Here is a 25,314-nt window from a genome sequence, read left to right on the forward strand (position 1 = left end):
ATTTTCCCGTGCAAGGGGAAATTTTGTCGTTTACGGCAATTTTTCTATTGACTTTGCGAAAGCCCAATGACGACGCGTAGTCCCGCGATAGCGCTCACTAACGCCGACTCATGCACTGCCTTTTCCTTGAGCAGTTTTTGATAATATTCCCAATCAAACAACGGCCCCGGATCGGTTTTCCGGCCCGGCGCGATGTGCTCATGGCCCTGCACATCGGTCAACGGATAGTGTGCCAGCAGCGCCAAAGTCAGTTCGGCCAGCGCCGCGTACTGGGTCGCCTCGAACGGCACGAAGTCGCTGCCTTCCAGCTCCACGCCGATAGCAAAATCATTACATTTCTCGCGCCCGCAAAAGGCCGACACGCCGGCATGCCAGGCGCGATCGTTAGCAGAAACGTATTGAATGACGCTGCCGTCCCGGCGGATAAAAAAGTGGCTGGAAACCTTCAGGCCACGCAGGTCGGCGAACGAGGGGTCAGCATTATAGTCGATCCGGCCGGTGAACAGGTCGGACACGTGCGGCCCGCCAAACTGCCCAGCGGGCAGCGAGATGTTGTGCACTACCAGCAGGGTGATGTCATCGGGCGCTGGGCCGGGACGGGCATCGAAGTACGGGCTGTCGTAGCGCGCTGCCAGCGGCAGCCAGCCGTCAAAAGAACTCACCGGGTTCACGTATCCGGCTCCTGGATATTCAATTTCTGCATCTGGTAGCGCAGCTGGCGGAAACTGATGCCCAGCAGCTGGGCCGCCTGCGTGCGGTTGAACTGGGTTTGCGCCAGCGCGCGCAGGATGATATCGCGCTCGACCTGGTTCAGGTACTCTGGCAGGCTCGATGGCAGCGTGTCGGGGTTCGGCGGCGGCACGGCTACCGAAGCCGCTGCGGAAGCAGGAGCGGCAGCCGTCCATGCCGGCGTGGGCGTCGGCAGCGGCGCGGCCGCTTCGGCCATGCGCGCGCCTTTCAGCGACAGGTCGTCCACCTGGATCACGCCGTCATTGGCGAAGGCCAGCGCCCGTTCGAGGATGTTTTCCAGCTCGCGCACATTGCCAGGGAAGGAGTAGCCGCGCAGCGCGTCCAGCACGCCGGGGCCGAGCGCCACCTTGTGTTCAAAGGTGCCGAGGCGTTCGAGGATGGCGCTAGTCAGCAGGCCCAGATCATCGAGCCGTTCGCGCAGCGGCGGCAGCGTCAATTCGATCACGTTCAGGCGGTAGAACAAATCCTGCCGGAAGCTGCCCTGCTCCACGCACTGCGCCAGGTTCTTGTGGGTCGCACTAATAATACGCACATCGACCGGCTCCTCGGCGGTGGCGCCGATCTTGCGCACGCGCCGTTCCTGGATGGCGCGCAGCAGCTTGACCTGCATCGCCAGCGGCAGGTCGGCCACTTCGTCCAGCATCAAGGTGCCGCCGTTGGCGGCCTGGAAGAAGCCTTCGCGGTCGTCGGCGGCGCCGGTGAAGGCGCCCTTGCGATAGCCGAAGAACTCCGCCTCCATCAAGGCTTCCGGGATGGCGCCGCAGTTGACGGCGATGAAAGGCTTGCCGGCGCGCGAGCTTTGCGCGTGGATTTCGCGCGCCGCCAATTCCTTGCCGCTGCCCGATTCGCCGTGGATGTAGACCGGCGCCATCGAACGCGCCAGCCGCGCGATCTGCGCGCGCAGCGCCTGGATCACGGCCGACTCGCCGCGCAAGCGGCTCACCGTAGTCGCGGCGCTCGGCGCTTGCACGGCCGCCGGTTCGGCGTTCAGGCGCAGGGCCGACTGCACCATCACCCGCAACTGATCCAGCGCCACCGGCTTGGAGATGTAATCGAATGCGCCGGCCTTGAGCGCCACCACCGCGTTGTCGGCGCTGCCGAACGCCGTGACCACCGCCACCGGCGTGTTCTTGTAAGCGGCCGTGACCTCGCGCACCAGCTCCAGCCCCAGGCCGTCCGGCAGGCGCATATCGGTCAGCACCAGTTGATATTCTGTAGTCAGCAGCGCGCGCGCCTCGGCCAGCGTGGCGGCGCTGTCGACGTCCAGCCCCATTTTCAGCAGGGTCAGTTCCAGCAGTTCGCGCAGGTCGGCCTCATCATCGACCACCAGGACGCGCGGGGAACGTGCACTCATTAAACAGCCTTTCCTTGCTTCTGCCCGGGCGAGGCAAAGGTGATTACAAAGCGCCCGCTTAACGCCGGGCCGCCGTCGGCGCTGTCCTTGTTATCAAAACGGTACTCATAGTCCAGCCGCGCTTCGTTATTCAAGCACAATTCCCGCGCGAGATATAGTCCCAGTCCCGTGCCTTTGCTCGATGTGGTGTAAAACGGTTCAAACAAGTGGGCCCGCACTTCCGGTGAAATGCCGGGGCCATCGTCCTGCACGTGCAGTTCCAGCCGCTGGGCCTTGTCGCGCACCACGTCGAGGCGGATTGAATCGGGCCCGCCGCTGGCGTAGCGCACCGCGTTGTTTAACAGGTTGAGCACCACTTCGCGCATGTGCAGCGCATCGAAGCGCACGTGCGTGCCCGCCTCCACCGCCAGTCCGACGATTTCCGGTGCGAGGCTGTGGGTGTCGATGAATTCCGCGCGCAGCTCGGACAGGAAGCTGTCCAGCGCCAGCGGCTCGCTATGCGCCTGCGCCTTGCGCGACAGCTGCAGGATGTCCTCCACCATGCGGTTCACGCGCGCCACGTTGTCGCCGACGATTTTCAGCAAGCGCTGGTGCACCGGATCGGTGATGTCCTCGCCCAGCAGCGCGGTGGCGTGGCCGATGGCCGACAGCGGATTGCGCACCTCGTGGGCGATGCTGGCGGTCAGGCGGCCCATCGACGCCAGCTTCAGTTGCTGCGCCTGATTTTCAATGCCGGTGACGTCCTGCAAAAAGATCACGCTGCGCTCCGCGCCCAGGCCGTGGGTGTCGGCGGCGGCAAAGCGCACTTTCAAATGCGCGGCCAGGTCGCGGCGGGCGCTCCACGCGGCGGTCGTGCCTTCCAGCGCGGCGTCGTTGAACGGCTTGATGGTGAGGAAGGCGGTGGAGCGCGTGGCGTCCTCGCGCCATTCGTGATATGCCTGCGCCAAGGGCGCCAGCGCCACGGCGGCCGACAGTTTGAACTTCAGCTCCGGCCCGACGAGGCCCAGCATCTGCTGCGCCGCCGGGTTCCCGGCAAACACCTGCCCTTCCGGGTCAACCACCAGGATGCCGTCGCCGATGTTGGCCATCACCAGCCGGTTCACCGCTTGCTGCACATTGATTTCGACCCCGCGCTTGATCGCCAGCTCCTCCTGCCCGATCAATTTGGCGGCCATGCGGTTCACCACCAGCACGGCGGCCAGGAAGGCGGCGCCGTACAAGCCGGCCTGCATCACGTCGCGGTCGCTGTCGGTAATGAAGATCTGCCAGGTGGTGTCGCCTAATAAGAACAGCGCCACCAGCGAGGCGCAGAACAGGGAAATGATCAGCGGCGCCAGAATCGCCAGGCCGGCCAGCGGGAACAGGTAGAGAATCGCCAGGCCGCTGCGCATGCCGCCGCCGGCCAGGTACAGCAAGGAGATGAAGGCCAGGTCGCAGGCGATCTGCGACAGCAGTTGCAGCACGAAGCGGCGCTGCACGTACACCGCCGACAGCGCGAAGCCGATCGCCAGCCCGAGATACGCCAGGCAGATTTGCAGGTACAGGTACTGGCCCGAGGCGCGCAGGCCGCGGTTATCGAAACTCAGATAAACCAGCAGCACCAGCGCGATCACCACGCGGGTGGCGTTCAGCGTTTGCAGCGAGCGCCAGAAGGTAGCGCGCGATTCGGCCGAAAGGGCTTGCAGGCGCGCGATCACGGTCGCGGGGAGTTATGCGGACGGCAGCGCCGCATGGGCCGCGCTGCAATAGTCACGGCCATTGGCCTGCACCGTTTCCGAGGCAGGATAGAACACGCCGCAGTGCGCGCATTGCAGCATCACCTCGGCGTCGTTGGCCGCTTGGGCGGCGGCGCGCGCCTTGTAGGTTTGCTGCTGCGCCGCTTGCGGCGGCTGTTGCGCCGCTTGCTGCTGGCGGAACTGATCCTGATAGCGCTTTTGCGCCTGCCGGATCTTGGAGCGGATCGCGAAGATCACCAGGAAGATCAGCGCCAGCCACATTAATAACTTCGTCATGCCCAACCCTTATGCAAAACCACTTCAAATACAAAACGGCTGCCGACGTAGGCCAGCAGCAAGGTCGCAAAGCCGGCCAGCGTGAAGCTCAACGCGGTCTTGCCACGCCAGCCTCGGAAGCGGCGGCCGGCCAGCAGCGCGGCAAACAGCACCCACGATAGCAAGGTGAAGACCGACTTGTGATCCCATTTCAGCGCCTGGCCGAACAGCTGTTCCGAGAACACGATGCCCGACAACACGGTCAAACTTAACAGCGCGAAGCCGAAGCCTATCATGCGGAACAACAGCTTTTCCATGGTCAGCAGCGCCGGCAGCTGATCCAACGCGCCGGACAGGAAGGACTTCTTCTCGCTGCGCGCGTGCAGGCGCGACTCCTGCAACGCCATCAGCACGGCGTGGAAGGCGGCGATGGTCAGCGTCGAATAGGCCATGGTGGCAATCGCGATATGCCAGCCAAACAGCGGCGATTTGCCGCCCAGGGGCACCACGTTACCGGGGAAAACCGCTTGCAGCGCAGCGGCGACGGCGGCGCTGGGCATGACCAGCCGTCGCAAGCCGTCGAGGCTAAAGTTCTGGTTCTCTATCCAGTAGGCGGCCACCGACACCCACAGCGCCGACGACAGCATGGCGGCAAAGCCGAAGCGCAACTCGCCGCCGCCGGCGATTTCCGCCCACAGGCCGACGCCGTGCAGCAGCCAGGCGGCCAGCGTGACGGCAGAAATCAAGCCGCCGCGGCGCGAAGGCAGCGCGGCGCACACGATGTACAGCACGATGGCTGCGATAAAAGAATAGGTCTGCATCCCGGCAGTTTACACCATCGATCAATCCACGGCTGCCATGCGCAATTCGTCGTGGTGGTGGCGCTGCTGCTCCTCCATCACCAGTTGCCCCAGCTCGCGCTTGAGGGCATTGAATTCGGCCGATGCCGGGTCGCGCAGGCGCGGCAAGTCAATCACGATGTCGCGCTTGACGGTGCCGGGGCGGTAAGTCATCACCACGATGCGGTCGGCCAGGTAAATCGCCTCCTCGATCGAGTGAGTGACGAAGATGATGGTTTTTTTCAGCTCGGCCCAGATGCGCAGCAATTCATCTTGCAGGTTGCGCCGGGTGAGCGCATCCAAAGCGCCGAACGGTTCGTCCATCAGCATGATCGGCGAATCGAGCGCCAGCACGCGCGCAATCGCCACCCGCTGGCGCATGCCACCCGACAGGTCTTTCGGGTAGCGGTTGCGGAAGTCCTGCAAGGACAGCATGTTGAGCAGCTTGTCGACTGTGGCCGCGATCTGCGCTTTGGGCTGGCCCTTGATCTGCAAGCCGAAGGCGATATTGTCGGCCACCGTCATCCACGGGAATAGCGCGTACTCCTGGAACACCATGCCGCGCTCCGGGCCGGGCGCGCGCACCAGCTGGCCGTCCACCGTGATGCTGCCGGACGACGGCGGCGCAAAGCCGGCCACCGCGTTCAGCAGGGTCGATTTGCCGCAGCCCGATGGCCCGAGCAGGCAGACGAACTGCCCCTGCGGGATCTCCAGGTTGATGTCCTTGAGCGCCACCACTTCGCGCTCGGCGGTCTGGAACACCTTGTTCACTTGCGATACGAGGATGTGCGTCATCAGTTTTCCAATCCGCGGTGCCAGCGCAGCAGGTAGTTATTCAGCTTGTTCATGCCGACGTCGATGGCTAATCCAATCAGGCCGATGGTAATCATGCCGGCGATGATTTTGTCGGACCAGAAGTACTCGCGCGCTTCAAGGATGCGGAAACCGAGGCCGTTATTCACCGCCACCATCTCGGCCACGATCACCACGATGAAAGCGGTGCCGATGCCGATCCGCACGCCGGACAGGATGTAAGGCACGGCGGCCGGCAGAATCACGCGGGTGAACATGGTGAAGCCCGACGCGCCGAGATTGCGGGCGGCGCGGATGTAAATGCCGTCCACCTGGCGCACGCCGGCAATGGTATTCATCAGCACCGGGAAGAAGGCGCCCAGCGCGATCAGGAACACGGCCGGCGGATTGCCCAGGCCGAACCACAGCATCGACAGCGGAATATAGGCAATCGGCGGGATCGGCCGCACCATTTGCACCAGCACGTTGAACCAGTCGTAGACGCGGGTGCTCATGCCCATGGCCAGGCCTAGCGGCAAGGCCAGCCCGCCGCCGATCAAAAAGCCAACCACCACGCGGTACAAGCTGCTGAGAGAATCGGTAATCAGCTCGCCGGAGACGGCCCAATGCAGCCAGCTACCGGCGGCCGGATCATACGGCTGCAGCGGCAGCAGGTAGGCGATCCACTTCTCCGCCACCGCCAGCGGCGACGGCAGCACTTGTGGATTGACCCATCCCAGCATCGCCACCGCCTGCCACGCGGCCACCACCACGGCCGGCAGCACCAGCCCGATGCCGATCTGCCGCAAGGAAGACGCGCGCGAATTGGCCGTCATTATTTAACGCCCAGCGATTTCTTGGCCGCTTCCAGCAAGTCGGTCTTGACCCAGTCCTTGGCCACCGGCGGCTTGGCCATCTTGCCGACGCCGGTCTTGACCATCACGTCGGTGGTGATCTGGATGTGCTCGGGCGTGATGTCGTAGCTGTACGGCGAATTGCCGATGGCGTCGTCGAAATCGTCCTTGGTGATCTGGCCTTTGAAGATCACCTCGCGCACATACTTCTCGGCCACCGCCTTGTTCTCGATGAACAGCTTGGTCGACTGGACGAAGCAGTTCATGAATTTCTCGGCCAGCGGGCGCTTCTCTTTATAGAATTTTTCGGTCATCACCATGGTGCGCACCGGCTCGCCGATCGGCGTGTCGTAGGGCTTGATGATCTCGGTGCCGAAGCCCTTGTTGATGGCTTGCGACGATTGCGGCTCGGACTGCATCATGGCGTCGATCTGCTTGCCGAGCAGCGCCTGGTTCAAATCGGCGTAGGCCAGGAACACGAGTTGCACGTCCTTGCCCGGCTGGTCGGACACGGTCAGGCCGTTTTGCTGGAGTTCGGCCAGCAGCAGCACTTCCTGAATGCCGCCGCGCGTGACGCCGACTTTCTTGCCCTTCAGGTCTTTGACGGTTTTGAGTTTCAGGTCGGCGCGGCTGACCAGCTGCGCGCCGCCCTTGGCAAAGCCGGCCACCACGAAGATCGGCGCGCCGCCGGCGCGGCCCGAGATGGCGGCCTCAGACGCGGTGGTGCCGACATCGAGCTCGCCGGCGATAATCGCCTGCATCACGTCCAGCCCCTTGGCGAACACGCGCTCCTCGACCTTGATGCCGCACTTCGGTGCGATTTCCTTGATGTACGAGACGGCGCCGTAGTGGGCGAACTTGAGGTTGCCTAATCGAACCACTTCCTGCGCCTGGGCGTGAGTGGCGCCCAGCATGGCGGTCATGACTACGGCGGTGCAAATCGCTTTCAGTTTCATCCGTCTCTCCCAAGGTGTTGTTTCGAGAAATCATACCAAGCCCGGCAGGTCTTGCCTATCAGCGTATTCTTACCCGCAGCTAGCGGCGCAGGACGGCGCGCACGTGGGCGATGCGTTCCTCGGTAGCCGGATGGCTGGACAGGTAGTCGGCCATTTCCACGCCGTGCGCTTGCTCTACCTGCTGCAAGCGCTCGAACACGTGCAGCAGATGCTCCAGCGGGATGCCATTGCGCTGCAACATGGCGATTGCGTAGTCGTCGGCATCGCGCTCGGCGTCGCGCGAGTACTTCATGTCGACGATGGCCGGAGCGGCCGTGGTCAGCAGCGAGGACACATCGCCGACCAGCACCGCCGCGCCCGCCGTCACCACCGCCCCCTGGATCACGCGGCGCGTGATGTGGTGCTGATGCAGGTGGCCCAGTTCGTGCGCCAGCACGCCCATCACGGCGTCCTCGTCGTCGAGCAGGCGCACCATTTCGTCGGTCAGCACAATGTCGCCGGACGGCAGCGCGAAGGCATTGGGGCCGTAGCGGCTCTTGCGGAATACCAGCCGCCATTGCGGCGCTTCGCCGCTCGGCGGCCTGAGCTCGCGGAAGCGCGCGCTCAGTTCATCCATGCGCTGATCGGAAAAACGCGACGGTTCGAACATTTGCCGGTCCAGCACCGCCAGCACGCCCTGCCCCAGCTTGTGCTCCATGCTGGGCGGCATGGCGCGCGCGATCCAGTCGGCCACCGCCGGCAAGGCGTAAGCGTAGCCCAGGCCCAGCACCGCCAGCGTGCCGGCCGCCGCGGCCAGCGCACCGCGCCAGCTTTGCTGGATGCGCACTACCCAGCTATCGCCGTGGCCGGTGCTGTGCAGCAGCGCGGCCATGCCGGCGAGGTCGCGGACTTCGAGATAGGCGCCGTCGGGGAAAGTGACTTTGCGCAGCGCATGGCGGCTGCGCTCGGACACGCGCAATTCGCCCAGCGGCGCATCGCGCTCGCACTCGCCGCGCACCTGCGCCACGCCGTCCTGCACTTGCAGCGTGACGCGGTACAGGCGCGAAGTGCGGCCGTCGAAATAGCTGCCCGCGACTGGTTCGACTGCTTCGCTCACTGGTTCGCTCATTACATCGACAGATCGAAGTCCAGCATATCGGTCGCGCCAACGCCGGTGGCGTCGACTGCGGCATCCTCGCCGGCCACGAAGTCATCGAGGCTGCCGGCTGGCAGCAGCGTGATCGATTCGAGGTGGTAGCGGGTCCAGCGCACGATAGCAAACGGCGTGAACAGGCCGACCGTGCACAAGATGCCCAGCACATTGGTGACCGACAGCCACGCCACCGTGCCCCACTCCATGTCCGAGTGGAAGCGGTGCGCGCCGATGCTGGTGTGGTTCCACACCAGGTTCTGGATCATATTCATAAACACCGGAATCAGCAGCGCGAACCACAGGTAGCTCAGCACCAGCGTGCCCAGCACCGCCTTCGGCCCGAGGGCCGCGCCCAGCAGCGCGCCGATAACACCGGTGACCAAGCCGCCGGCCAGCATCAAGCCAAACAACATCAGGTAGCGCTTGTAGAACGCGCCTACCGTGGCGTCAAAATTAAAGTGCTGGGTGCCGTAGCGGCTCTCGGTGTGCTGGAAGCGCTTGATGCGCTGGTGCACGAACGGCAGCGCCAGCATGAAACTCACCACGTACAAAATCGGCAGCAGCAGGAAGTGCAAGTACGCCGACTTCAGCGAGCCATCAAAGCCGAAGCGGATGCCGCGGTAGCTGGTGTAGTGCAGGCGGAACTTCAAGCTATTCCACACCAGGAAGGGCATCACGCCGGCCAGCAGCAACAGCATGACGACGCCGGCCACCGGCGAAAACTGGAATGCCAGGTTGTAGCCGCCGATCAGCACCAGCGCGACGATGCGGCCCTTGAGGATGGCCAGCGGCTTGCCGTGGTACTCGAAACTGGCCCCGGCCAGCTCGGTGCTGGAGTAGAAGTACTGGTTGCGGCGCACCTTGGCCCACGCCGAGTAGATGCCCAGCGTGGCCATGGTCAGCAACAGATTGACGATCCAGATGCGGAAGTACTCGCTGCCGCTGGCGTGGAAGATGATGCGCTGCGGGCCCGGTTCCTCGGCGGCCGGCGCCGGCGGCGCGGTGGGCGCCTCGTCCAATAACTGCTCCATGTATTCCTCTGAAAGATTAAATAGATAGCAATAAGATGCACTCTTGAAAAAACATTGTCAATGAGAAATTATGTTTTTTGTTACTACCCGTGACAATGTGTGAAGATCGTGTCGGGTGGAATCGTTATCATGATTTGCAATATTACTTTTGAGGCAAAATATGACTACTCGCCCGCTCACCGTCCTTCTTCTCGGCAGCTTGCTGGCCGCCTGCGGTGGCGGCGGCGGCGGCGCGCCGGCCACTGTGACGCCACCACCACCGGCCACGCCGCAATCGCTGACCTTGAGCGGCGACACCGGCAAGGTGGTGCTGGGCGGCGCACCGGTGACCTTGAGCGCAACGCCGGCCGTGGCCGCCACCGTGAGCTGGACGCTGGCGGAAGGCCCCGGCACGCTGTCGGCGAGCTCCGGCAACAGCGTCAGCTACACGCCGCCGGTCAGCATCGCCGCCAACAGCAACAATCCCCACGTCAGCATCAGCGTCAAGGCCGGCGATGTCAGCAAGACGTTTGACTTCTGGGTCTACCCGCCGGCCGGCACGCCCGGCCTGAGCCTGATCGCCGGCACCATCGGCGGCGCCGGCAATCTCGACGGCCAGGGCGACGCCGCCCGCTTCAGCAATCTGATCGATCTGGCGGCCGACAACGCCGGCAACCTGCTGGCGCTCGACCAGGCCTCCGGCAGCGTGCGCATCCGCCGCATCAGCGGCAACGGCGTGGTGACTACGCTGCCGGCGCTACCGGCCGACCGCGGCAAGCCGCGCAGCATCAGCGTCGGCGCCGACAACATCGCATTTGTGCTAACCAGCAACGACAACGGCACGGAAGCCGTCTACAAGATGCAGCCGGACGGCAGCACCACGCTATGGTTGGCGCCGGAACGCACCGACCAGACCGCGCAGCGCGTGGTGGCCGGGCCGAACGGCACGGCCTACCTGCTCAGCCCACACTACGTGCGCAGCGTGGAGGCCGACGGCAAGAGCAGCACGGTGCTGGCCGGCGACGGCGGTGATCCCGCCGCCGGCGGCTGCGTCAACGGCGCCGGCGGCGCCGCCCGCCTGCCCTACCTCGACGACGCGGTGGCGGACGCGGCCGGCAACCTGCTGGTGCTCAATTGCTACAGCGTGCGCAAGATCAGCCCGGCCGGCGTGGTCAGCACCATTGCCGGCGACATGCACGACAGCGGCGCGGCCAAGGACGGCGTCGGCGCAGCAGCCCACTTCGGCGGCGGCCACAGTTCGCTGGCGGTCGATAAAAATGGCGAACTGCGCACGCTCGACTATGAATTCCAAAGTGCCTCAACCATCGCCGACTTCCGCGACGCTTACCGCCTGCGCAAAGTCAGCAGCAGCGGCACAGTCACCACGCTGTTGAGCGGCAAGCTGCCGGCCGACTACAACGACCCGTTCCATACCAACTTCAACGACGCGATCATGCCGGGCGCCGCCACTGCCTACAAATGGGTGCGCTACCTGTCCGACGGCACCGCCATCGTCGCCAGCGCCAGCCAGATCTATAAATGGGACGGCAGCACCCTGGCCCGGCTGGCCGGCAACGAGGGCGACATCACCGGCGCGCTGGAAGGCGCCGTTGCCACTGCCCGCATCGTGCGCCCGCGCTGGCTGACGGCCCGGCCGGACGGCACTCTGTTCGTGCTCGACGTGCAAGGCAATGTCTACCAGATTACCCGCAGCGGCCAGGTAAGCAAGCTGTTCCGCGACACCCTGTACAGCAACGCGCCGGCCACCCAGATCCTCGCCACCAGGGATGGCTTGTATGTCAGCCACGAAATCCCGGTGGCGACATTCGACAAATGGGGCTTAGGCGGCGCTAACATCGAGCTGCGCCGCGCAGCCGACAACTACCAATCCAGCACGCTGGTGGCCGGCACGCTGGCGTCGATACGCAACATAGAACCAATGATCGATGGCCCCGGCAGCAGCGCCACCTTCTGGACCGTCAACCTGCTCGGCCTGGACCGCGACGGCAATCTGTATGTCGGCGGGGCGGGCAATACCTACCGCAAAATCACGCCGTCCGGCGTGGTCAGCACCATCAGCGCCTTGCCGGCCGAGGTCGGAGTCGAGCAACCTGCCAGCGGCGCGCGCAGCGCCTACCGCTACGTGTACGAATCCAGCACCAATCTGGTTTACCGCATCGCCGCCAATGGCGACAAGAGCGCGGTGGCCGGCGTGGCCGGCCAGAACGGCATCCAGCTCGGCGCGCTGCCGGGCAGCCTAGCGCGCACCGGACCGGTGGGCTACAACCGGCTGACCGGCACCGACCTGGTCATGCCGCTGACGCCGACCGGCATCAACACCTACGCGCTGATCTCCGGTGGCGCCATCGTGCAGCTGGTGCTGCCCGACTAACGCAATGCGGTAAAATGGCGGACTTGGTCCGGCCGCGCGCCGGACGCCACTTTCTGCCCACAGGTTCAACAACATGCTAGACAATCTGACACAACGCCTCGCCAAGGTCGTCAAGACCATGCGCGGCGAGGCCCGCCTGACCGAAGCCAACACCGCCGAGATGCTGCGCGAAGTGCGCATGGCGCTGCTGGAGGCCGACGTCGCCCTGCCGGCCGTGCGCGAGTTCATCGCCCGCGTCAAGGAAAAAGCCCTGGGCGAGGAAGTGATTTCCTCGCTGTCGCCGGGCCAGGCGCTGGTCGGCGTGGTGCAGCGCGAGCTGGCCGCCATCATGGGCGCCGACCTCGGCCCGGAAGCGGCGCAGATCAGCTTTGCCCAACAGCCGCCGGCCATCATCCTGATGGCAGGTTTGCAAGGTGTGGGTAAAACCACCACCGTCGGCAAGCTGGCCAAGTACCTCAAGGAACAAAAGAAAAAGAAAGTGCTGACGGTGTCGGCCGACGTGTACCGTCCGGCCGCGATCGCCCAGCTGCAATCGGTGACGGCGCAAGTGGGCGCCGACTTCTTCCCGTCGACCGCGCAGGACAAGCCGGTCGAGATCGCGCTGGCCGCGCTGGACTGGGCCAAGAAGCACTACCACGACGTGCTGATCATCGACACCGCCGGCCGCCTTGGTATCGATGAAGCGATGATGCAGGAAATCGCCGCCGTGCACGGCGCGGTCAAGCCGATCGAGACCCTGTTCGTGGTCGACGCCATGCTGGGCCAGGATGCGATCAACACCGCCAAGGCCTTCAACGACGCGCTGCCGCTGACCGGTATCGTGCTGACCAAGCTGGACGGCGATTCGCGCGGCGGTGCGGCGCTGTCGGTACGCCACATTACCGGCAAGCCGATCAAGTTTGCCGGCGTCTCGGAAAAACTCGACGGCCTGGAAGCGTTCGACCCGACCCGCATGGCCAACCGCGTGCTGGGCATGGGCGACATCCTGGCGCTGGTGGAAGAAGCGCGCAAGGGCGTCGACGCCAAGGCCGCTGCCGACCTGGCCGCCAAGGTCAAGTCGGGCGGCAAGTTCGACATGAACGACTTCAAGGCGCAGCTCAGCCAGATGAAGAACATGGGCGGCATGGCCAACTTGGTCGACAAGCTGCCGGCCCAGTTCCAGCAAGCGGCCGGCAACGCCAACATGGACCAGGCCGACAAGCAGGTGCGGCGCATGGTCGGCATCATCGACTCGATGACGGCGGCCGAGCGCGCCAAGCCGGAACTGATCAAAGCCACCCGCAAGCGCCGCATCGCGGCCGGCGCCGGCGTGCAAGTCCAGGAAGTCAACCGCATGCTGACCCAGTTCGAGCAAATGCAAACCATGATGAAAAAGCTCTCGGGCGGCGGCATGATGAAGATGATGCGCTCGATGAAGGGCATGATGCCGGGCCTGCGCTAAGCGGCGCAATCGGCCTCCGCCACAGGGAAAAACCGCGTAAACCCGGGCTACGCCCCGTGTTTACGTGGTGTTTCCGGGAAAAAACGCAAAAAACAGTTGCGTAAGGGTTAAATCCCCACCAATATTACCCGGTGCGATCAATTGCGCAATTTTCCATGTGTTCGTTAAGGAGGCTCGAATATGGCAACAGCCAAAAAAGCAGCACCAGCTAAGAAACCGGCAGCGAAGCCTGCCGCGAAGAAAGCAGCAGCACCAGCAAAAGCAGCAGCCAAACCAGCGGTGAAAAAAGCACCGGCAGCACGCAAACCTAACGCCGCCTTCATGAAGGCACTGACGCCATCCGCCTCCTTGGCTGCCGTCGTGGGCGCCGCCGCCCTGCCGCGTACCGAAGTGACCAAGAAAGTGTGGGACTACATCAAGAAGTTCGACCTGCAAGATCCGGCCAACCGCCGCATGATCAATGCCGACGACAAGCTGAAAGCCGTATTCGGCGGCAAAGCCCAAGTGTCCATGTTTGAAATGACCAAGCTCATTTCCGACCACCTGAAATAAGGCGGGCACTGACAAAAAAAGAACCGGGGCAATCCCCGGTTTTTTTTCGCCCACTCGCCTGGCGGCCTCACTTCCAGTTATTCCACGCGGCCAGTACCGCGTTCGGGTATTCGGGCTTGCCGCGGCTACCGTTGTAGCGGCCGAGGGCGAGGTAGAGATTGCCCGCTTCCATGTCGAGGTACATGCGCAGGATGGCGCAGCCGTAGCGCAGGTTGGTCTGCATGTCGAACAGGGCGCGGCGGTTGCTGTCGCCGATCACATTGGTCCAGAACGGCATCACCTGCATGTAGCCGCGCGCGCCGACGATGGAGACGGCGTACTTGCGGTAGGCCGATTCGACCTGAATCAAGCCCAGCACCATGCCCGGATCGAGGCCGGCGCGGCGCGCTTCGTACCACACGGTGGCGAGGAATTCCTTGCGGGTCTGCTCGTCCGGCAGCTTGCGCTTGAGCCGGTAGGACATGGTTTCCAGCCAGTTCTGGTAGCGCGCCTGGTCGGAGGGATTGCGGAAGGTTGGCGTCGGCGGCGTGGCGTCCTTGATGGCGTTGGACAGCGCCAGCCGCACCGAGTCGGCCAGCGCTTCTTCTTTCTGGTTGCCGGCCAGCGCCAGCGGCGCGGCCGGCAACAATCCCGCTAGCGCCACCGCCCCCAGCCAGCGGGACAACAGGCTCATCACTGCGCCATTTTGCCTTTGATGAAGCCGAGGATGTCGGCCACCGGCACGGCGGTCGCTTCGGTGTCGCGGCGGCCCTGGTACTCGAGGTTGCCCTCTTTCAGGCCGCGGTCGCCGATCACCACGCGGTGCGGCACGCCGATCAGCTCCCAGTCGGCGAACATCTGGCCCGGACGGTGGCCGCGGTCGTCGATGATGACGTCGATGCCGGCCGCCACCGCGTCAGCGTACAGCTGCTCGGCCGCTTCCTTGACCGCCTCGCTGCGGTCCATGCCCATCGGGCACAGCACCAGTTCAAACGGCGCCAGCGCGGTTGGCCAGATGATGCCCTTGTCGTCGTAGTTCTGCTCGATGGCCGCGCCCAGGATGCGGGTGATGCCGATGCCGTAGCAGCCCATTTGCAGCGGCGCCGGTTTGCCGTTCTCGTCGAGGAAGGTGGCTTTCATGGCTTCCGAGTAGGCGGTGCCGAGCTGGAACACGTGGCCCACTTCGATGCCGCGCTCGATCGCCAGCACGCCCTTGCCGTCCGGCGAGGCGTCGCCTTCCACCACGTTGCGCAGGTCGGCCACAATGGCCGGCTCGGCGCAGTCGCGGCCCCAGTTGGCGCCGGTGTAGTGGTAGCCGGCGTCGTTGGCGCCGCACACGAAATCAGCCATATTGGCCACGGTGCGGTCGGCCACCACGGTGACCGGGGCCTTGGTGCCGATCGGGCCGAGGTAGCCCGGCACGCAGCCGTACACTTCGAGGATTTCCGCCTCGGTCGAGAAGCGGTGCGCGGCCAGGCCCGGCACTTTGCCGACCTTGACTTCGTTCAGTTCGTGGTCGCCGCGCAACAACAACATGAAATACTGTTTAGTCTGTTTTCCGTCTTTGTCGGCTTCGACGGTCAGGGCGATGGTCTTGACGGTCTGCGACAACGGCAGCTTGAGCAGCTCGGCCACGGCCTCGCACTTGGTGGCGTTCGGCGTTTCGGTCTTGGTCAAGGCCTGGGCGGCGGCCGGGCGGGCGGCCGCCAGCGGCAGCGCCTCGGCCGCTTCCATATTGGCCGCGTAGTCCGAGGTCGGGCAGTACACCAGCGCGTCTTCGCCGGTGGAGGCGATCACGTGGAATTCATGCGAACCGGTGCCGCCGATGGCGCCGTTGTCGGCCGCCACCGCGCGGAACTTCAGGCCGAAGCGGTTGAAGATGCGGGTGTAGGCGTCGTACATGATTTTGTACGAGGCTTGCATGCCGGCCAGGTCGCGGTCGAACGAGTAAGCGTCCTTCATGGTGAACTCGCGGCCGCGCATCAGGCCGAAGCGTGGGCGGCGTTCGTCGCGGAACTTGGTCTGGATGTGGTAAAAATTCAACGGCAGTTGGCGGTACGATTTAATTTCCGAACGAACAACATCGGTGATCACTTCTTCAGCGGTCGGCTGGAACGCGAACTCGCGGCCGTGGCGGTCTTTGATGCGCAGCAATTCGGCGCCCATTTTGTCCCAGCGGCCGGTCTCTTGCCACAGCTCGGCCGGCTGAATCAGGGGCATCAGCAGCTCAATTGCGTTCGACTGGTTCATTTCTTCGCGCACGATGGCTTCCACCTTGCGGATGATTTTCAGGCCCATCGGCATGTAGGTGTAGATGCCCGAACCCAGTCGTTTGATCATGCCGGCACGCATCATTAACTGATGGCTGACGATCTCGGCATCGGAAGGTGCTTCTTTAAGCGTGGAAATAAAAAAACGTGACGCGCGCATACGGTGAATTCTTTTTAAAAAGAGAGGGTTATAATCAACCTAATTTTAAAGGATTAGCTGGCTGATGCGTCCATACTTTATACAAATGCGTTCAATAATAGGCTGTCGCAGCGCTTTCCTACCCGGAAATCGGCGGCGGGCAGCTGTTTTGTGGGCAAAAAGATAAGACCGGGAGCTCAGCCGCAGAAAGTTTGAGGTGCAATATGCTCGATCGGGAAGGGTTCCGCCCCAACGTCGGCATCATCCTGCTCAACGCCCATAACGAGGTGTGGTGGGGCAAGCGGGTGCGCGAGCACTCATGGCAGTTTCCGCAAGGCGGCATCAAGTACGGAGAAACGCCGGAACAGGCGATGTATCGGGAGCTGGAGGAAGAGATCGGTCTGCGGGCCGAGCACGTCAAGATAGTCGGTCGCACCCGCGACTGGCTGCGCTATGAGGTGCCCGACCATTTCATCAAGCGGGAAATCCGCGGCCATTACCGTGGCCAGAAGCAGATCTGGTTCTTGTTGCGCATGTGCGCGCGCGACAACGACGTCAACCTGCGCTTGACCGATCACCCGGAATTTGACGCCTGGCGCTGGCATGATTACTGGGTACCGCTCGATGTCGTGATTGAATTCAAGCGCGAGGTGTACCAGCGCGCGCTGCAGGAATTGTCGCGTTTCCTGACGTGGCCGCCGAACGGCCACGACCGCCGGCAGCACGGCTCGCGCTACCTGCGCCAGCCGCATCCGCCGCGCGCCACGCCGGCTGCGGCCAGCGCGCCGGCCTTGGCCGCCGCCTCTGCCGAGCAGCCCGCCTGCGAAGGCGCGGCTGAAGCGGACAAGAAAAGCGCTTAGTAAAACGGGACAGCCTGGCTGTCCCGTTTTTTTCGTTTAAACGATCTGGCAGGCCTGCTCGAACGACAGGCGCGGTGCGCGCGGGCGGATCTTGGCGGCGTCGCCATAGCCGATGTTGCAGATGAAGTTGGCCTTGACCGGCGTGCCGGCAAAGAAGGCCGCGTCCACCTTGGCGGCGTCGAAGCCCGACATCGGCCCCACATCCAGCCCCAGCGCGCGGGCCGCCAGGATCAGGTAGCCGCCTTGCAGCGAGGAGTTGCGGAAGGCGGTCGCCTGGATCGCCGCGTCGTTGCCGGCAAACCAAGAGCGCGCGTCGACTGCCGGCGACAGCTGCGGCAGCTTCTCGTAGAACTCCATGTCCATGCCGACGATCACGGTAACCGGCGCGGCCAGGGTCTTGGCCAGGTTGCCTTCCGACAGCGCCGGCGCCAGCTTGGCCTTGGCCTCGGCCGAACGCACGAATACCAGCCGCGCCGGCGAGCCGTTGGCGGCGGTCGGCGCCCAGCGCAGCGCGTCGTATAGCTGCTGGAGCTGTTCGTCGCTGACTGGACGGTCTTGCCAGCCGTTGTGGGTGTGGGCGTGGTAGAACAGGGTGTCGAGGGCGGATTGGTTCAGCATGGTCTGCTCGTCAAGTTGGTGAAATTGGCATGATAACAGGCGCGCGCGGTGCCCAGCTTCTGCAAGAGGTACAATGGCGGCCATGTTTAATCCATCTTCCGACGACGTCCGCCGATTCTTCTGCGAGACCTTCCGCAAGCAGCGCGCCAGCGAGATCCTGACGCCGCTCGAGACCATGGCCTCCGACTGGATCCGCCACCATCCCGAATACCACGACGTGCTCAGTGACGTGGAGACGGCGCTGAGCCGCGACTACCAGGTCGAGGGCGCGCAGGCCAACCCCTTCCTGCACCTGTCGATGCACCTGTCGATCGACGAGCAAATCTCGATCGACCAGCCGCCCGGCATCCGCGCGCTGGCGACCGAGCTCACGCTCAAGCTCGACGATGCGCACGCGGCGCAGCACGAAATCATGGAATGCCTGGGCGAGATGATCTGGAACGCCCAGCGCACCGGCACCCCGCCCGACGGCGTCGCCTATATCGAAGCCATCAAACGCCGCCTGTAAATCCGGGGTCAGGTCCTCCATTTCTACACGAGCTCTGCCGTAGCCGAGGCTACGGCAGAGCTCGTGTAGAAATGGAGGACCTGACCCCGGAGTTTTATCAGCGGTGGGTGGCCAGGTTGCCCGGCAAGCTGTGCAGGTAGGCCGCCACGTCTTTGATGTCCTGGTTGCTCAGCGGCTTGACCTGGCCGGTCATGATAGCGTTGTTGCGGCCATAGGCGCCGTCGCCGCGCTTGTAGGTTTTCAGCGCGTGCTCCAGATAATCGCGGTGCTGGCCGGCCAGCTTCGGATAGCTGGGGTCGATCGGCGTATTGAAATCCTTGCCGTGGCAGCTGAAGCAGGCGTATTTTTCGGCCAGGGCTTTGCCAGCGTCGACGTTGCCGGCCGCCTGGGCGGCGCCGGCGGCCAGCAGGGTCAGGCCCAGGGCGGCGATGAATTTGCTCATGAACTCAGTCCTCATTTCGGGTCAGACGTACGGGTCTGCTGCGAGTAGAACGCCGCCACATCGGCAATGTCCTGGTCCGACAGGCTGGCGGCAATGCCTTTCATCGATGGATGCTTGCGATCGCCTTTTTTGTACGCCTGCAGCGCACTTTCGATGTACTTGGCCGACTGGCCGCCGATCATCGGCACGGCAAACACTTCGGGGAAGGTGGCTTTGTAGCCGGGGATGCCGTGGCAGCCGATGCACATTTCTATCTTGGCCTTGGCGTTCTGGGCGTTGCCCACAACGTCCGCAGCAACGCCGATTTGCGACAGGCCTGCCAGCACGAGGAGTGCGGTGAGTTTTTTCATGGTGTCTCTAAGTAAGTAATCGGATACAGCTATATCGGATACTTCTACCACGGTGTCACTATATTGACTTTTGTACTATTTGTGCAGGGATTCTAACTCAAGTACTTTTTAGAAACAACACGGCGCCGCCGCGCTCTCGAGCACCGGCTCTAGCGTTTCCTTCTATACTGTTTTATCTTTTCCATTCTGGACCACTCCCATGCAAGCACGTTTTGAAGGCTCCGACCAGTACGTCGCCACCGCCGACCTGAAACTGGCCGTCAACGCCGCCCTCACCCTGCAGCGCCCGCTGCTGATCAAGGGCGAACCCGGCACCGGCAAGACCATGCTGGCCGAGGAAGTGGCTGCCGCGCTGAATATGCCGCTGATGCAGTGGCACGTGAAGTCCACCACCAAGGCCCAGCAGGGCCTGTACGAGTACGACGCGGTGTCGCGCCTGCGCGATTCCCAGCTCGGCGACGAGCGCGTGCGCGATATCCACAATTACATTGTCAAGGGCGTGCTGTGGCAGGCTTTCACGGCGCCGGAACCGGTGGTGCTGCTGATCGATGAAATCGACAAGGCCGACATCGAGTTCCCCAACGACTTGCTGCGCGAGCTAGACCGCATGGAGTTTTACGTCTACGAGACGCGCGAGATGGTGCAGGCCAAGCACCGCCCGCTGGTGATCATCACGTCCAACAATGAAAAGGAGCTGCCGGACGCCTTCCTGCGCCGCTGCTTCTTCCACTACATCAAGTTCCCCGACCGCGACACCATGCAGCAAATCGTCCAGGTGCACTACCCGCACCTGAAGCAGGAGCTGCTGGCGCAGGCGCTGCACACTTTTTACGAGCTGCGCGAGGTGCAGGGCCTGAAGAAGAAGCCGTCCACCTCCGAGTTCCTCGACTGGCTCAAGCTCTTGATGGCGGAAGACATCCCGCCCGAGGCGCTGCGCAGCCAGGACAGCAAGGCCATCGTGCCGCCGCTGCACGGCGCGCTGCTGAAGAACGAGCAGGATGTCCACCTGTTCGAGCGCCTGGTGTTCATGTCGCGCACCAACCGATGAACACGGTCCTGCCTACCACGCTGGAATTGCACGGCGTGCGCCTCGAACCGCTGGCCGCCCACCATGCCGACGGCCTGCGCGCGGCCGCGCAAGATGGCGAACTGTGGCAGCTGCGCATCACTTCGGTGCCGGCGCTGCACGAGGTGGACGCCTACATCTACAAAGCCATCGCCCAGCGCCCTACCCGCCTGGCGTTTGCCGTGATCGACATCGCCAGCGGCGCGCTGATCGGCACCACCAGCTACCACGACATCGTGGCCGACATCGGCCGGCTGGAGATCGGCTACACCTGGTATGCGAAAAGCTGGCAGCGCACCCACGTCAACACCACCTGCAAGCTGCTGCTGATCGGCCACGCCTTCGAGACGCTGGGCGCGGCGCTGGTCGGCCTGCGCACCGATAATTTCAACCACGCCTCGCAGGCGGCCATCGAGCGGCTTGGCGCCAAAAAGGACGGCGTGCTGCGCCACCACCAGCCGCGCCGCGACGGCACCGTGCGCGACACGGTGATGTACAGCATCGCGGCCGGCGAGTGGCCGGAAATCAAGGCACACCTGCGCTACAAGCTGGCGCAGCACGGGACGCACTGACATGCTGATCGATTTTTTCTTTACGCTCAAGGATGCCAAAATTCCGGTCACCATCAAGGAGTTCCTGACCTTGCTGGAGGCGATGCAAAAGCAAGTGGTCAGCGGCTCGCTCGACGACTTTTACTATCTCGCCCGCCTGACGCTGGTCAAGGACGAGGCCCACTTCGACAAGTTCGACCGCGCCTTTGGCCTGTACTTCAAGGGCATCCAGACCGCCTTCGAGGACAACGGCGGCGTGCCGCTCGACTGGCTGCTGCAGCGCATGAAGCGCGAGCTGACGCCCGAGCAGATCGAGGCGCTGGAAAAGTTTGGCTACGACAAGCTGATGGATCGGCTGCGCGAACTGATGAAGGAACAGAAGGAGCGCCACGAGGGCGGCAACAAGTGGATCGGCACCGGCGGCACTTCGCCGTTCGGCCACGGCGGCACCAACCCGGAAGGCATCCGCATCGGCGGCAAAGGCGGCAACCGCAGCGCGGTCAAGGTGTGGGAAGCGCGCAGCTACAAGGATTACGACGGCGAGCGCGAGATCGGTACCCGCAATATCAAGGTGGCGCTGCGCCGCCTGCGCAAGTTCGCGCGGCTCGGCGCGGCCGAGGAACTGGCGCTGGACGCCACCATCCGCGCCACCGCCAACAACGCCGGCTATCTCGATATCAAGATGCAAGCAGAACGCAAAAACAACATCAAGGTGCTGATGCTGTTTGACGTCGGCGGCACCATGGACGATCACATCGAACGCACCGAGGAGCTGTTCTCGGCCGCCCGCTCGGAGTTCAAGAATATGGAGTTTTTCTACTTCCATAACTGCGTCTACGATTATCTGTGGAAGAACAACCGGCGCCGCCACTCGGAGCGCTTCCCGGCCTGGGATATCCTGCGCAAGTATCCGCCCGATACCAAGCTGATTTTCGTCGGCGATGCCACCATGAGCCCTTACGAGATTCTGCAGGCCGGCGGTTCGGTCGAATACAACAACGAGGAAGCGGGCAGCACCTGGCTGGCGCGCTTTACTGCGGCGTTCCCGAAATTCGTCTGGCTCAATCCCGAGCCGGAAAACATTTGGCCGTACCGCCAGTCGATCGGCATCCTGCGCCAGCTGATGAATAACCGCATGTTCCCGCTGACCATGGACGGGCTGGAGCGGGCCATGCGCACGCTGAGCAAATAAGCTTTGACAACGGGCTTGACTTAGGTTCATATCGAAACAATTCCATACAAATCTTAAGTTGTAGAGTGATCATTCAGCGCTTAGCCTTGCGCCATGCTCCGTCCTCTTTTTCTCCGTCTGCGCGGCGCCCGCCAGCGCACCGTGGCCGCCGTCCTGTTGCTGCTGCAGGCAGTGATCTTCCTGCTTGATACCGGCACCGGCGCGGCGATTTCCTACGCCCCTTTTTATAGCGTGCCGGTGGCGCTGGCCGCGTGGCGCCTGCCGCCGCTGGCGGCGGCAGGCTTCGTGGCCGTCGCCACCGTCGCGCGCGTCTACGATTACACCAACCACCACCACGACAGCCTGTTGTTGCTCAGCTACGACCTGGCCCAGAGCGCGGCCTTTTATGCGCTAGTGGCGTGGCTGGCCTGGCAGGCGCGCCGTACCCGCGAGCGGCTGGTGCAGCGCGCGCGCCGCCTGCAGCGGCAGGCACGGCGCGAGCGCCACCGCCGGGTGCTGGACGCCACCATCCGTCGCGCCGTGCTGGACGACGTGGCCGGCATCATCGGCCTGACCGCCACCGGCGACGACGCCTTCGACCAGCAAGTGATGAACAGCGAGCACCAGGCCGCGCTGGCGCGGGTGTTCAGCGCCGGCATCGTCGAGGGCACGGCGCCGCGCACCAACTGGGACGGCGGCCGCAGCACGGTGCCGGTGGAGTTCTGGGTGTCGGAGATCGGCGGCCAGCTGGCCGGCTATATGATGGTGATGGGGGTGGACGGCAGCAAGGGACCGGAGCGCGAGCTGCACGCGCTGGCGGTGGCGCCGGCCTTCCGCAACCAGGGCGTGGGCGCGATGCTGGTCAATTTCTTTTGCGCCCACCACCGCCAGCGCCGCCTGCTGGTCGCGTGCAAGCCGGGCTCGCAGATGATGCAGATGCTGGAGCGGCGCCACTTCCACCACTACGCTTCCAGCGCCGGCTACGAGATCATGGCGCTAGGGTAGTTGCAGGCGGTAGCCGACCGCGGTCTCGGTCAGCAGGTAGCGCGGCTGGGTCGGGTCGGCTTCCAGCTTGTGGCGCAAATGGCCCATGTAGATGCGCAGGTAGTGGCCGTTCTCGGCCTGCGACGGCCCCCACACGGCGCGCAGCAGCTGCGGGTTGGTCATCACCCGGCCGGCATTGGCCACCAGCACCGCCAGCAGCCGGTATTCGGTCGGCGTCAGGTGCACGTGCTCGCCGTTGCGGGTGACGCGGCGGTGTTGCAGGTCCACGGCGACGTCGCCGAATTGCACCAGGCCTGAATGGTCGGCGGCCGGCTGGCGCTGGCGGCGCAGGGTGGCGCGCACCCGCGCCAGCAGTTCGCCGGTGCCGAACGGCTTGGTCAGGTAGTCGTCGGCGCCGGCGTCCAGTGCGCGGATCTTGTCGGCCTCGCTCACGCGCGCCGACAGCACGATCACCGGCACCGTCGACCACTTGCGCAGGTCGGTCACGAAGTCGATGCCGTCGCCGTCGGGCAGGCCGAGGTCGAGCACGATCAGGTCGGGCTTGCGGGTGCCGGCGTCGATCAGGCCGCGCTGCAGGCCCGGCGCCTCGTGCACTTGCCAGCCCTCTTCTTCCAGCGCGGCGCGCACGAAGCGGCGGATTTGCGGTTCGTCTTCGACCAGCAGGGCGGTCGGCGCGCTGTCATTCATATGCTTCACTCATGTGCTTCCTCGGCCGGCATGGCCGGCGGTGTGCCTAGCGGCAGGGTAAAGGTAAAGATGGCGCCGCCCAGCGGCGCGGCCGGCGCGCCGCTGCCGGCGCTGATGCTGCCGCCGTGCGCCTCGACAATGGCGCGGCAGATCGCCAGCCCCAGGCCCACGCCGGGCTTGGCCGATTCGCGTTCGCCGCGCGTGAATTTTTCAAACAGCGCTTCTTCGCGGCCCGGCGGCAGGCCCGGGCCATCATCATAAACCATCACCTTGAGCCAGGCGCCGTGCAGCGCGGCGGCGATTTCGATATGGGCGCCGGGCGGCGTGTATTTGGCGGCGTTTTCCAGCAGGTTGGCCAGCACCCGCTCGATCAGCACGGCGTCATAGCGCACCAGCGGCAAGTCCGGCGGCAGGCGGGTGCTGACGCGCTGCCCGCCCACGCCCAGTTGCGCGGCCACCGCGCGCAGCGCGCTGCCGACCACTTCTTCCAGCGGCTGCCATTGCAGGTTGAGGTGCACTTCGCCGCTCTGGATGCGCGCCATGTCCAGCAGGTTGGTGACCATGGTGCTCATGCGCCGCGCCTCGTCGTGCAGCGCGCTGGCCGCTTCCTGCTGGGCCGCGCTCAAAGCCGGCCGGGAGCTGGCCAGCGACTCGGACAGGCCGACCAGCGAGGTCAATGGCGTGCGCAGGTCGTGCGACAGCGCTGCCAGCAGCGAGTTGCGCAGCCGTTCGGACTCCATGCTGACCAGGGCGTTTTGCGCCACTTCGATGTAGTGCACACGCTCGAGCGCAATGGCGGCCAGCGCAGCAAAGGTGTCGAGCTGCTGGCGCTGTTCGGGGATCAGGATCCAGCGCCGCTGCCCGGGCTCGATCGCCAGCACGCCGCGGGTGCGCATCGGCGCCACCAGCGGCAGGTAGAAGATGCGGCTGGCCGGCAGCGTGTCGGTGCCGAGGCCGGCCGGCTCGGCGCGGTCGTAGGCCCACTGGGCGATGCCGATGTCGAGCAGCGACAGGTGGGCGCGGCTGGCGCTGTCGGCGGCCAGGCCGCCGCCGTTGGCACTGTTGGCACTGTTGGCACTGTTCAGCGGCGGCAGCTGCAGGCGGCCGTCGTCGTCCGGCAGCAGCAGCGTGGCGCGGGCGCGGAAGGCGCGCTGGATGACGCTGTGGGTGGTGTCGAAGATTTGCTCGGTTTGCAGGGCGCCCGACAGTTCGCGCGCGAATTCGTACAGCGCGCGCGAACGCCGTTCGCGGTGCGCCGCCACCCGCGCCTGGAAGCGCAGGTCGGCGGTCAGGTGGCCGGTGATCAGGCCCACCGCCAGCATGACCAGGAAGGTGATCAGGTATTGAAAATCGCTGACGGCCAGCGTGAAGCGCGGCGGCACGAAGAAGAAGTCGAAGCAGGCCACGCTGCAGCAGGTCGCCAGCACCGACGGTCCGCGCCCGAAGCGCACCGCCACCAGCACCACCACCAGCAGGAACAGCATGGCGATGTTGGCCAGGTCGAGGTAGGCCAGCAGCGGCGCCGCCACCAGCGCGGTCGCGATGCTGGCGGCCGCCGCGGCGATGTAGCCGGGCAGGCGGCGGCGCGGGTCGGGCACGCCGTCG

Annotated in this window: 26 protein-coding genes; 9 read left to right on the forward strand and 17 right to left on the reverse strand. The window is 64.4% G+C overall.

Annotated features, from left to right (window positions below; all coding sequences use genetic code 11):
• Positions 1–44: 44 nt before the first annotated feature.
• The 10 genes from ampD to GTP45_RS19450 all read right to left on the reverse strand — a co-directional run bounded on the left by ampD (position 45) and on the right by GTP45_RS19450 (position 9,699).
• Positions 45–671, reverse strand: coding sequence for a 1,6-anhydro-N-acetylmuramyl-L-alanine amidase AmpD (gene ampD, locus GTP45_RS19405; protein WP_371874479.1), 627 nt, complete (start codon positions 669–671; stop codon positions 45–47).
• Positions 668–2,104 (reverse strand): sigma-54-dependent transcriptional regulator, encoded by a 1,437-nt coding sequence (locus GTP45_RS28240; RefSeq protein WP_161015508.1) that lies wholly within the window; start codon positions 2,102–2,104, stop codon positions 668–670. The genes ampD and GTP45_RS28240 overlap by 4 nt, the downstream gene beginning before the upstream one ends.
• Positions 2,104–3,801, reverse strand: a complete 1,698-nt coding sequence (locus GTP45_RS19415) for a sensor histidine kinase (protein ID WP_161015509.1) — start codon at positions 3,799–3,801, stop codon at positions 2,104–2,106. The genes GTP45_RS28240 and GTP45_RS19415 overlap by 1 nt, the downstream gene beginning before the upstream one ends.
• 12 nt (positions 3,802–3,813) lie before the next feature.
• Positions 3,814–4,116, reverse strand: a complete 303-nt coding sequence (locus GTP45_RS19420; protein ID WP_161015510.1) for a PP0621 family protein — start codon at positions 4,114–4,116, stop codon at positions 3,814–3,816.
• Positions 4,113–4,916: a cytochrome C assembly family protein gene (locus tag GTP45_RS19425; RefSeq protein WP_161015511.1), complete on the reverse strand. Its 804-nt coding sequence runs from the start codon at positions 4,914–4,916 to the stop codon at positions 4,113–4,115. The genes GTP45_RS19420 and GTP45_RS19425 overlap by 4 nt, the downstream gene beginning before the upstream one ends.
• Before the next feature lie 21 nt (positions 4,917–4,937).
• Positions 4,938–5,729 carry an ABC transporter ATP-binding protein gene (locus GTP45_RS19430; protein WP_161015512.1) on the reverse strand — a complete coding sequence of 264 codons (792 nt, stop codon included), beginning with the start codon at positions 5,727–5,729 and terminating at the stop codon, positions 4,938–4,940.
• Positions 5,729–6,562: an ABC transporter permease gene (locus tag GTP45_RS19435; RefSeq protein ID WP_161015513.1), complete on the reverse strand. Its 834-nt coding sequence runs from the start codon at positions 6,560–6,562 to the stop codon at positions 5,729–5,731. The genes GTP45_RS19430 and GTP45_RS19435 overlap by 1 nt, the downstream gene beginning before the upstream one ends.
• Positions 6,562–7,536 (reverse strand): ABC transporter substrate-binding protein, encoded by a 975-nt coding sequence (locus GTP45_RS19440; RefSeq protein WP_161015514.1) that lies wholly within the window; start codon positions 7,534–7,536, stop codon positions 6,562–6,564. The genes GTP45_RS19435 and GTP45_RS19440 overlap by 1 nt, the downstream gene beginning before the upstream one ends.
• A 79-nt stretch (positions 7,537–7,615) precedes the next feature.
• Entirely contained in the window at positions 7,616–8,644 is a 1,029-nt protein-coding gene (locus tag GTP45_RS19445) for a M48 family metallopeptidase (protein WP_161015515.1), read from the reverse strand.
• Positions 8,644–9,699 (reverse strand): YjgN family protein, encoded by a 1,056-nt coding sequence (locus tag GTP45_RS19450; RefSeq protein WP_161015516.1) that lies wholly within the window; start codon positions 9,697–9,699, stop codon positions 8,644–8,646. Before GTP45_RS19450 ends, GTP45_RS19445 begins: the two co-directional genes overlap by 1 nt.
• A gap of 160 nt (positions 9,700–9,859) precedes the next feature.
• Here GTP45_RS19450 and GTP45_RS19455 point away from each other — a divergent pair, with 160 nt between their 5' ends.
• The 3 genes from GTP45_RS19455 to GTP45_RS19465 all read left to right on the forward strand — a co-directional run bounded on the left by GTP45_RS19455 (position 9,860) and on the right by GTP45_RS19465 (position 14,063).
• Positions 9,860–12,070 (forward strand): NHL repeat-containing protein, encoded by a 2,211-nt coding sequence (locus GTP45_RS19455; RefSeq protein WP_161015517.1) that lies wholly within the window; start codon positions 9,860–9,862, stop codon positions 12,068–12,070.
• Between the two features lie 73 nt (positions 12,071–12,143).
• Positions 12,144–13,511, forward strand: a complete 1,368-nt coding sequence (ffh, locus tag GTP45_RS19460; RefSeq protein WP_161015518.1) for a signal recognition particle protein — start codon at positions 12,144–12,146, stop codon at positions 13,509–13,511.
• Between the two features lie 180 nt (positions 13,512–13,691).
• On the forward strand, positions 13,692–14,063 hold the full coding sequence (locus tag GTP45_RS19465; RefSeq protein WP_161015519.1) for an SWIB/MDM2 domain-containing protein: 372 nt from the start codon (positions 13,692–13,694) through the stop codon (positions 14,061–14,063).
• A gap of 67 nt (positions 14,064–14,130) precedes the next feature.
• Here the strand turns inward: GTP45_RS19465 and GTP45_RS19470 are convergent, their stop codons facing one another.
• Positions 14,131–14,736, reverse strand: a complete 606-nt coding sequence (locus GTP45_RS19470) for a lytic transglycosylase domain-containing protein (protein ID WP_161015520.1) — start codon at positions 14,734–14,736, stop codon at positions 14,131–14,133.
• Positions 14,736–16,472 carry a proline--tRNA ligase gene (locus tag GTP45_RS19475; RefSeq protein WP_161015521.1) on the reverse strand — a complete coding sequence of 579 codons (1,737 nt, stop codon included), beginning with the start codon at positions 16,470–16,472 and terminating at the stop codon, positions 14,736–14,738. Before GTP45_RS19475 ends, GTP45_RS19470 begins: the two co-directional genes overlap by 1 nt.
• A 203-nt stretch (positions 16,473–16,675) precedes the next feature.
• Between GTP45_RS19475 and GTP45_RS19480 the strand changes: the two genes are divergently transcribed.
• Positions 16,676–17,311 carry an RNA pyrophosphohydrolase gene (locus GTP45_RS19480; RefSeq protein WP_161015522.1) on the forward strand — a complete coding sequence of 212 codons (636 nt, stop codon included), beginning with the start codon at positions 16,676–16,678 and terminating at the stop codon, positions 17,309–17,311.
• Positions 17,312–17,347: 36 nt separating this feature from the next.
• Here the strand turns inward: GTP45_RS19480 and GTP45_RS19485 are convergent, their stop codons facing one another.
• Complete coding sequence (locus GTP45_RS19485) at positions 17,348–17,929, reverse strand: malonic semialdehyde reductase (protein ID WP_161015523.1); 582 nt, start codon at positions 17,927–17,929, stop codon at positions 17,348–17,350.
• 82 nt (positions 17,930–18,011) lie between these two features.
• Between GTP45_RS19485 and GTP45_RS19490 the strand changes: the two genes are divergently transcribed.
• A complete protein-coding gene (locus GTP45_RS19490) occupies positions 18,012–18,437 on the forward strand; it encodes a DUF1841 family protein (RefSeq protein WP_161015524.1) in 426 nt (141 codons plus the stop codon).
• A 97-nt stretch (positions 18,438–18,534) separates the two neighbouring features.
• Here GTP45_RS19490 and GTP45_RS19495 read toward each other — a convergent pair whose 3' ends face one another.
• Both GTP45_RS19495 and GTP45_RS19500 read right to left on the reverse strand, forming a co-directional pair.
• Positions 18,535–18,879, reverse strand: a complete 345-nt coding sequence (locus GTP45_RS19495; RefSeq protein WP_161015525.1) for a c-type cytochrome — start codon at positions 18,877–18,879, stop codon at positions 18,535–18,537.
• Between the two features lie 11 nt (positions 18,880–18,890).
• Positions 18,891–19,229, reverse strand: coding sequence for a c-type cytochrome (locus GTP45_RS19500; protein WP_161015526.1), 339 nt, complete (start codon positions 19,227–19,229; stop codon positions 18,891–18,893).
• Positions 19,230–19,428: 199 nt separating this feature from the next.
• On the opposite strand from GTP45_RS19500, the gene GTP45_RS19505 reads away from it, so the two are divergent.
• The 4 genes from GTP45_RS19505 to GTP45_RS19520 all read left to right on the forward strand — a co-directional run bounded on the left by GTP45_RS19505 (position 19,429) and on the right by GTP45_RS19520 (position 23,022).
• Positions 19,429–20,277: an AAA family ATPase gene (locus GTP45_RS19505; RefSeq protein WP_161015527.1), complete on the forward strand. Its 849-nt coding sequence runs from the start codon at positions 19,429–19,431 to the stop codon at positions 20,275–20,277.
• Complete coding sequence (locus GTP45_RS19510) at positions 20,274–20,867, forward strand: GNAT family N-acetyltransferase (RefSeq protein ID WP_161015528.1); 594 nt, start codon at positions 20,274–20,276, stop codon at positions 20,865–20,867. Before GTP45_RS19505 ends, GTP45_RS19510 begins: the two co-directional genes overlap by 4 nt.
• Position 20,868: 1 nt before the next feature.
• Entirely contained in the window at positions 20,869–22,038 is a 1,170-nt protein-coding gene (locus tag GTP45_RS19515) for a vWA domain-containing protein (protein WP_161015529.1), read from the forward strand.
• A gap of 93 nt (positions 22,039–22,131) precedes the next feature.
• Positions 22,132–23,022: a GNAT family N-acetyltransferase gene (locus tag GTP45_RS19520; RefSeq protein ID WP_161015530.1), complete on the forward strand. Its 891-nt coding sequence runs from the start codon at positions 22,132–22,134 to the stop codon at positions 23,020–23,022.
• Here the strand turns inward: GTP45_RS19520 and kdpE are convergent.
• Entirely contained in the window at positions 23,014–23,709 is a 696-nt protein-coding gene (gene kdpE, locus GTP45_RS19525) for a two-component system response regulator KdpE (RefSeq protein ID WP_161015572.1), read from the reverse strand. The two genes, GTP45_RS19520 and kdpE, sit on opposite strands and share 9 nt — an antisense overlap.
• A gap of 5 nt (positions 23,710–23,714) precedes the next feature.
• Positions 23,715–25,314 (reverse strand): DUF4118 domain-containing protein (locus GTP45_RS19530; protein ID WP_161015531.1); only part of this gene is annotated, 1,600 nt, incomplete at its 5' end.

Origin of the sequence: Duganella rivi (genome assembly GCF_009857435.1) — a bacterium.
Lineage (GTDB): Bacteria > Pseudomonadota > Gammaproteobacteria > Burkholderiales > Burkholderiaceae_D > Rugamonas > Rugamonas rivi.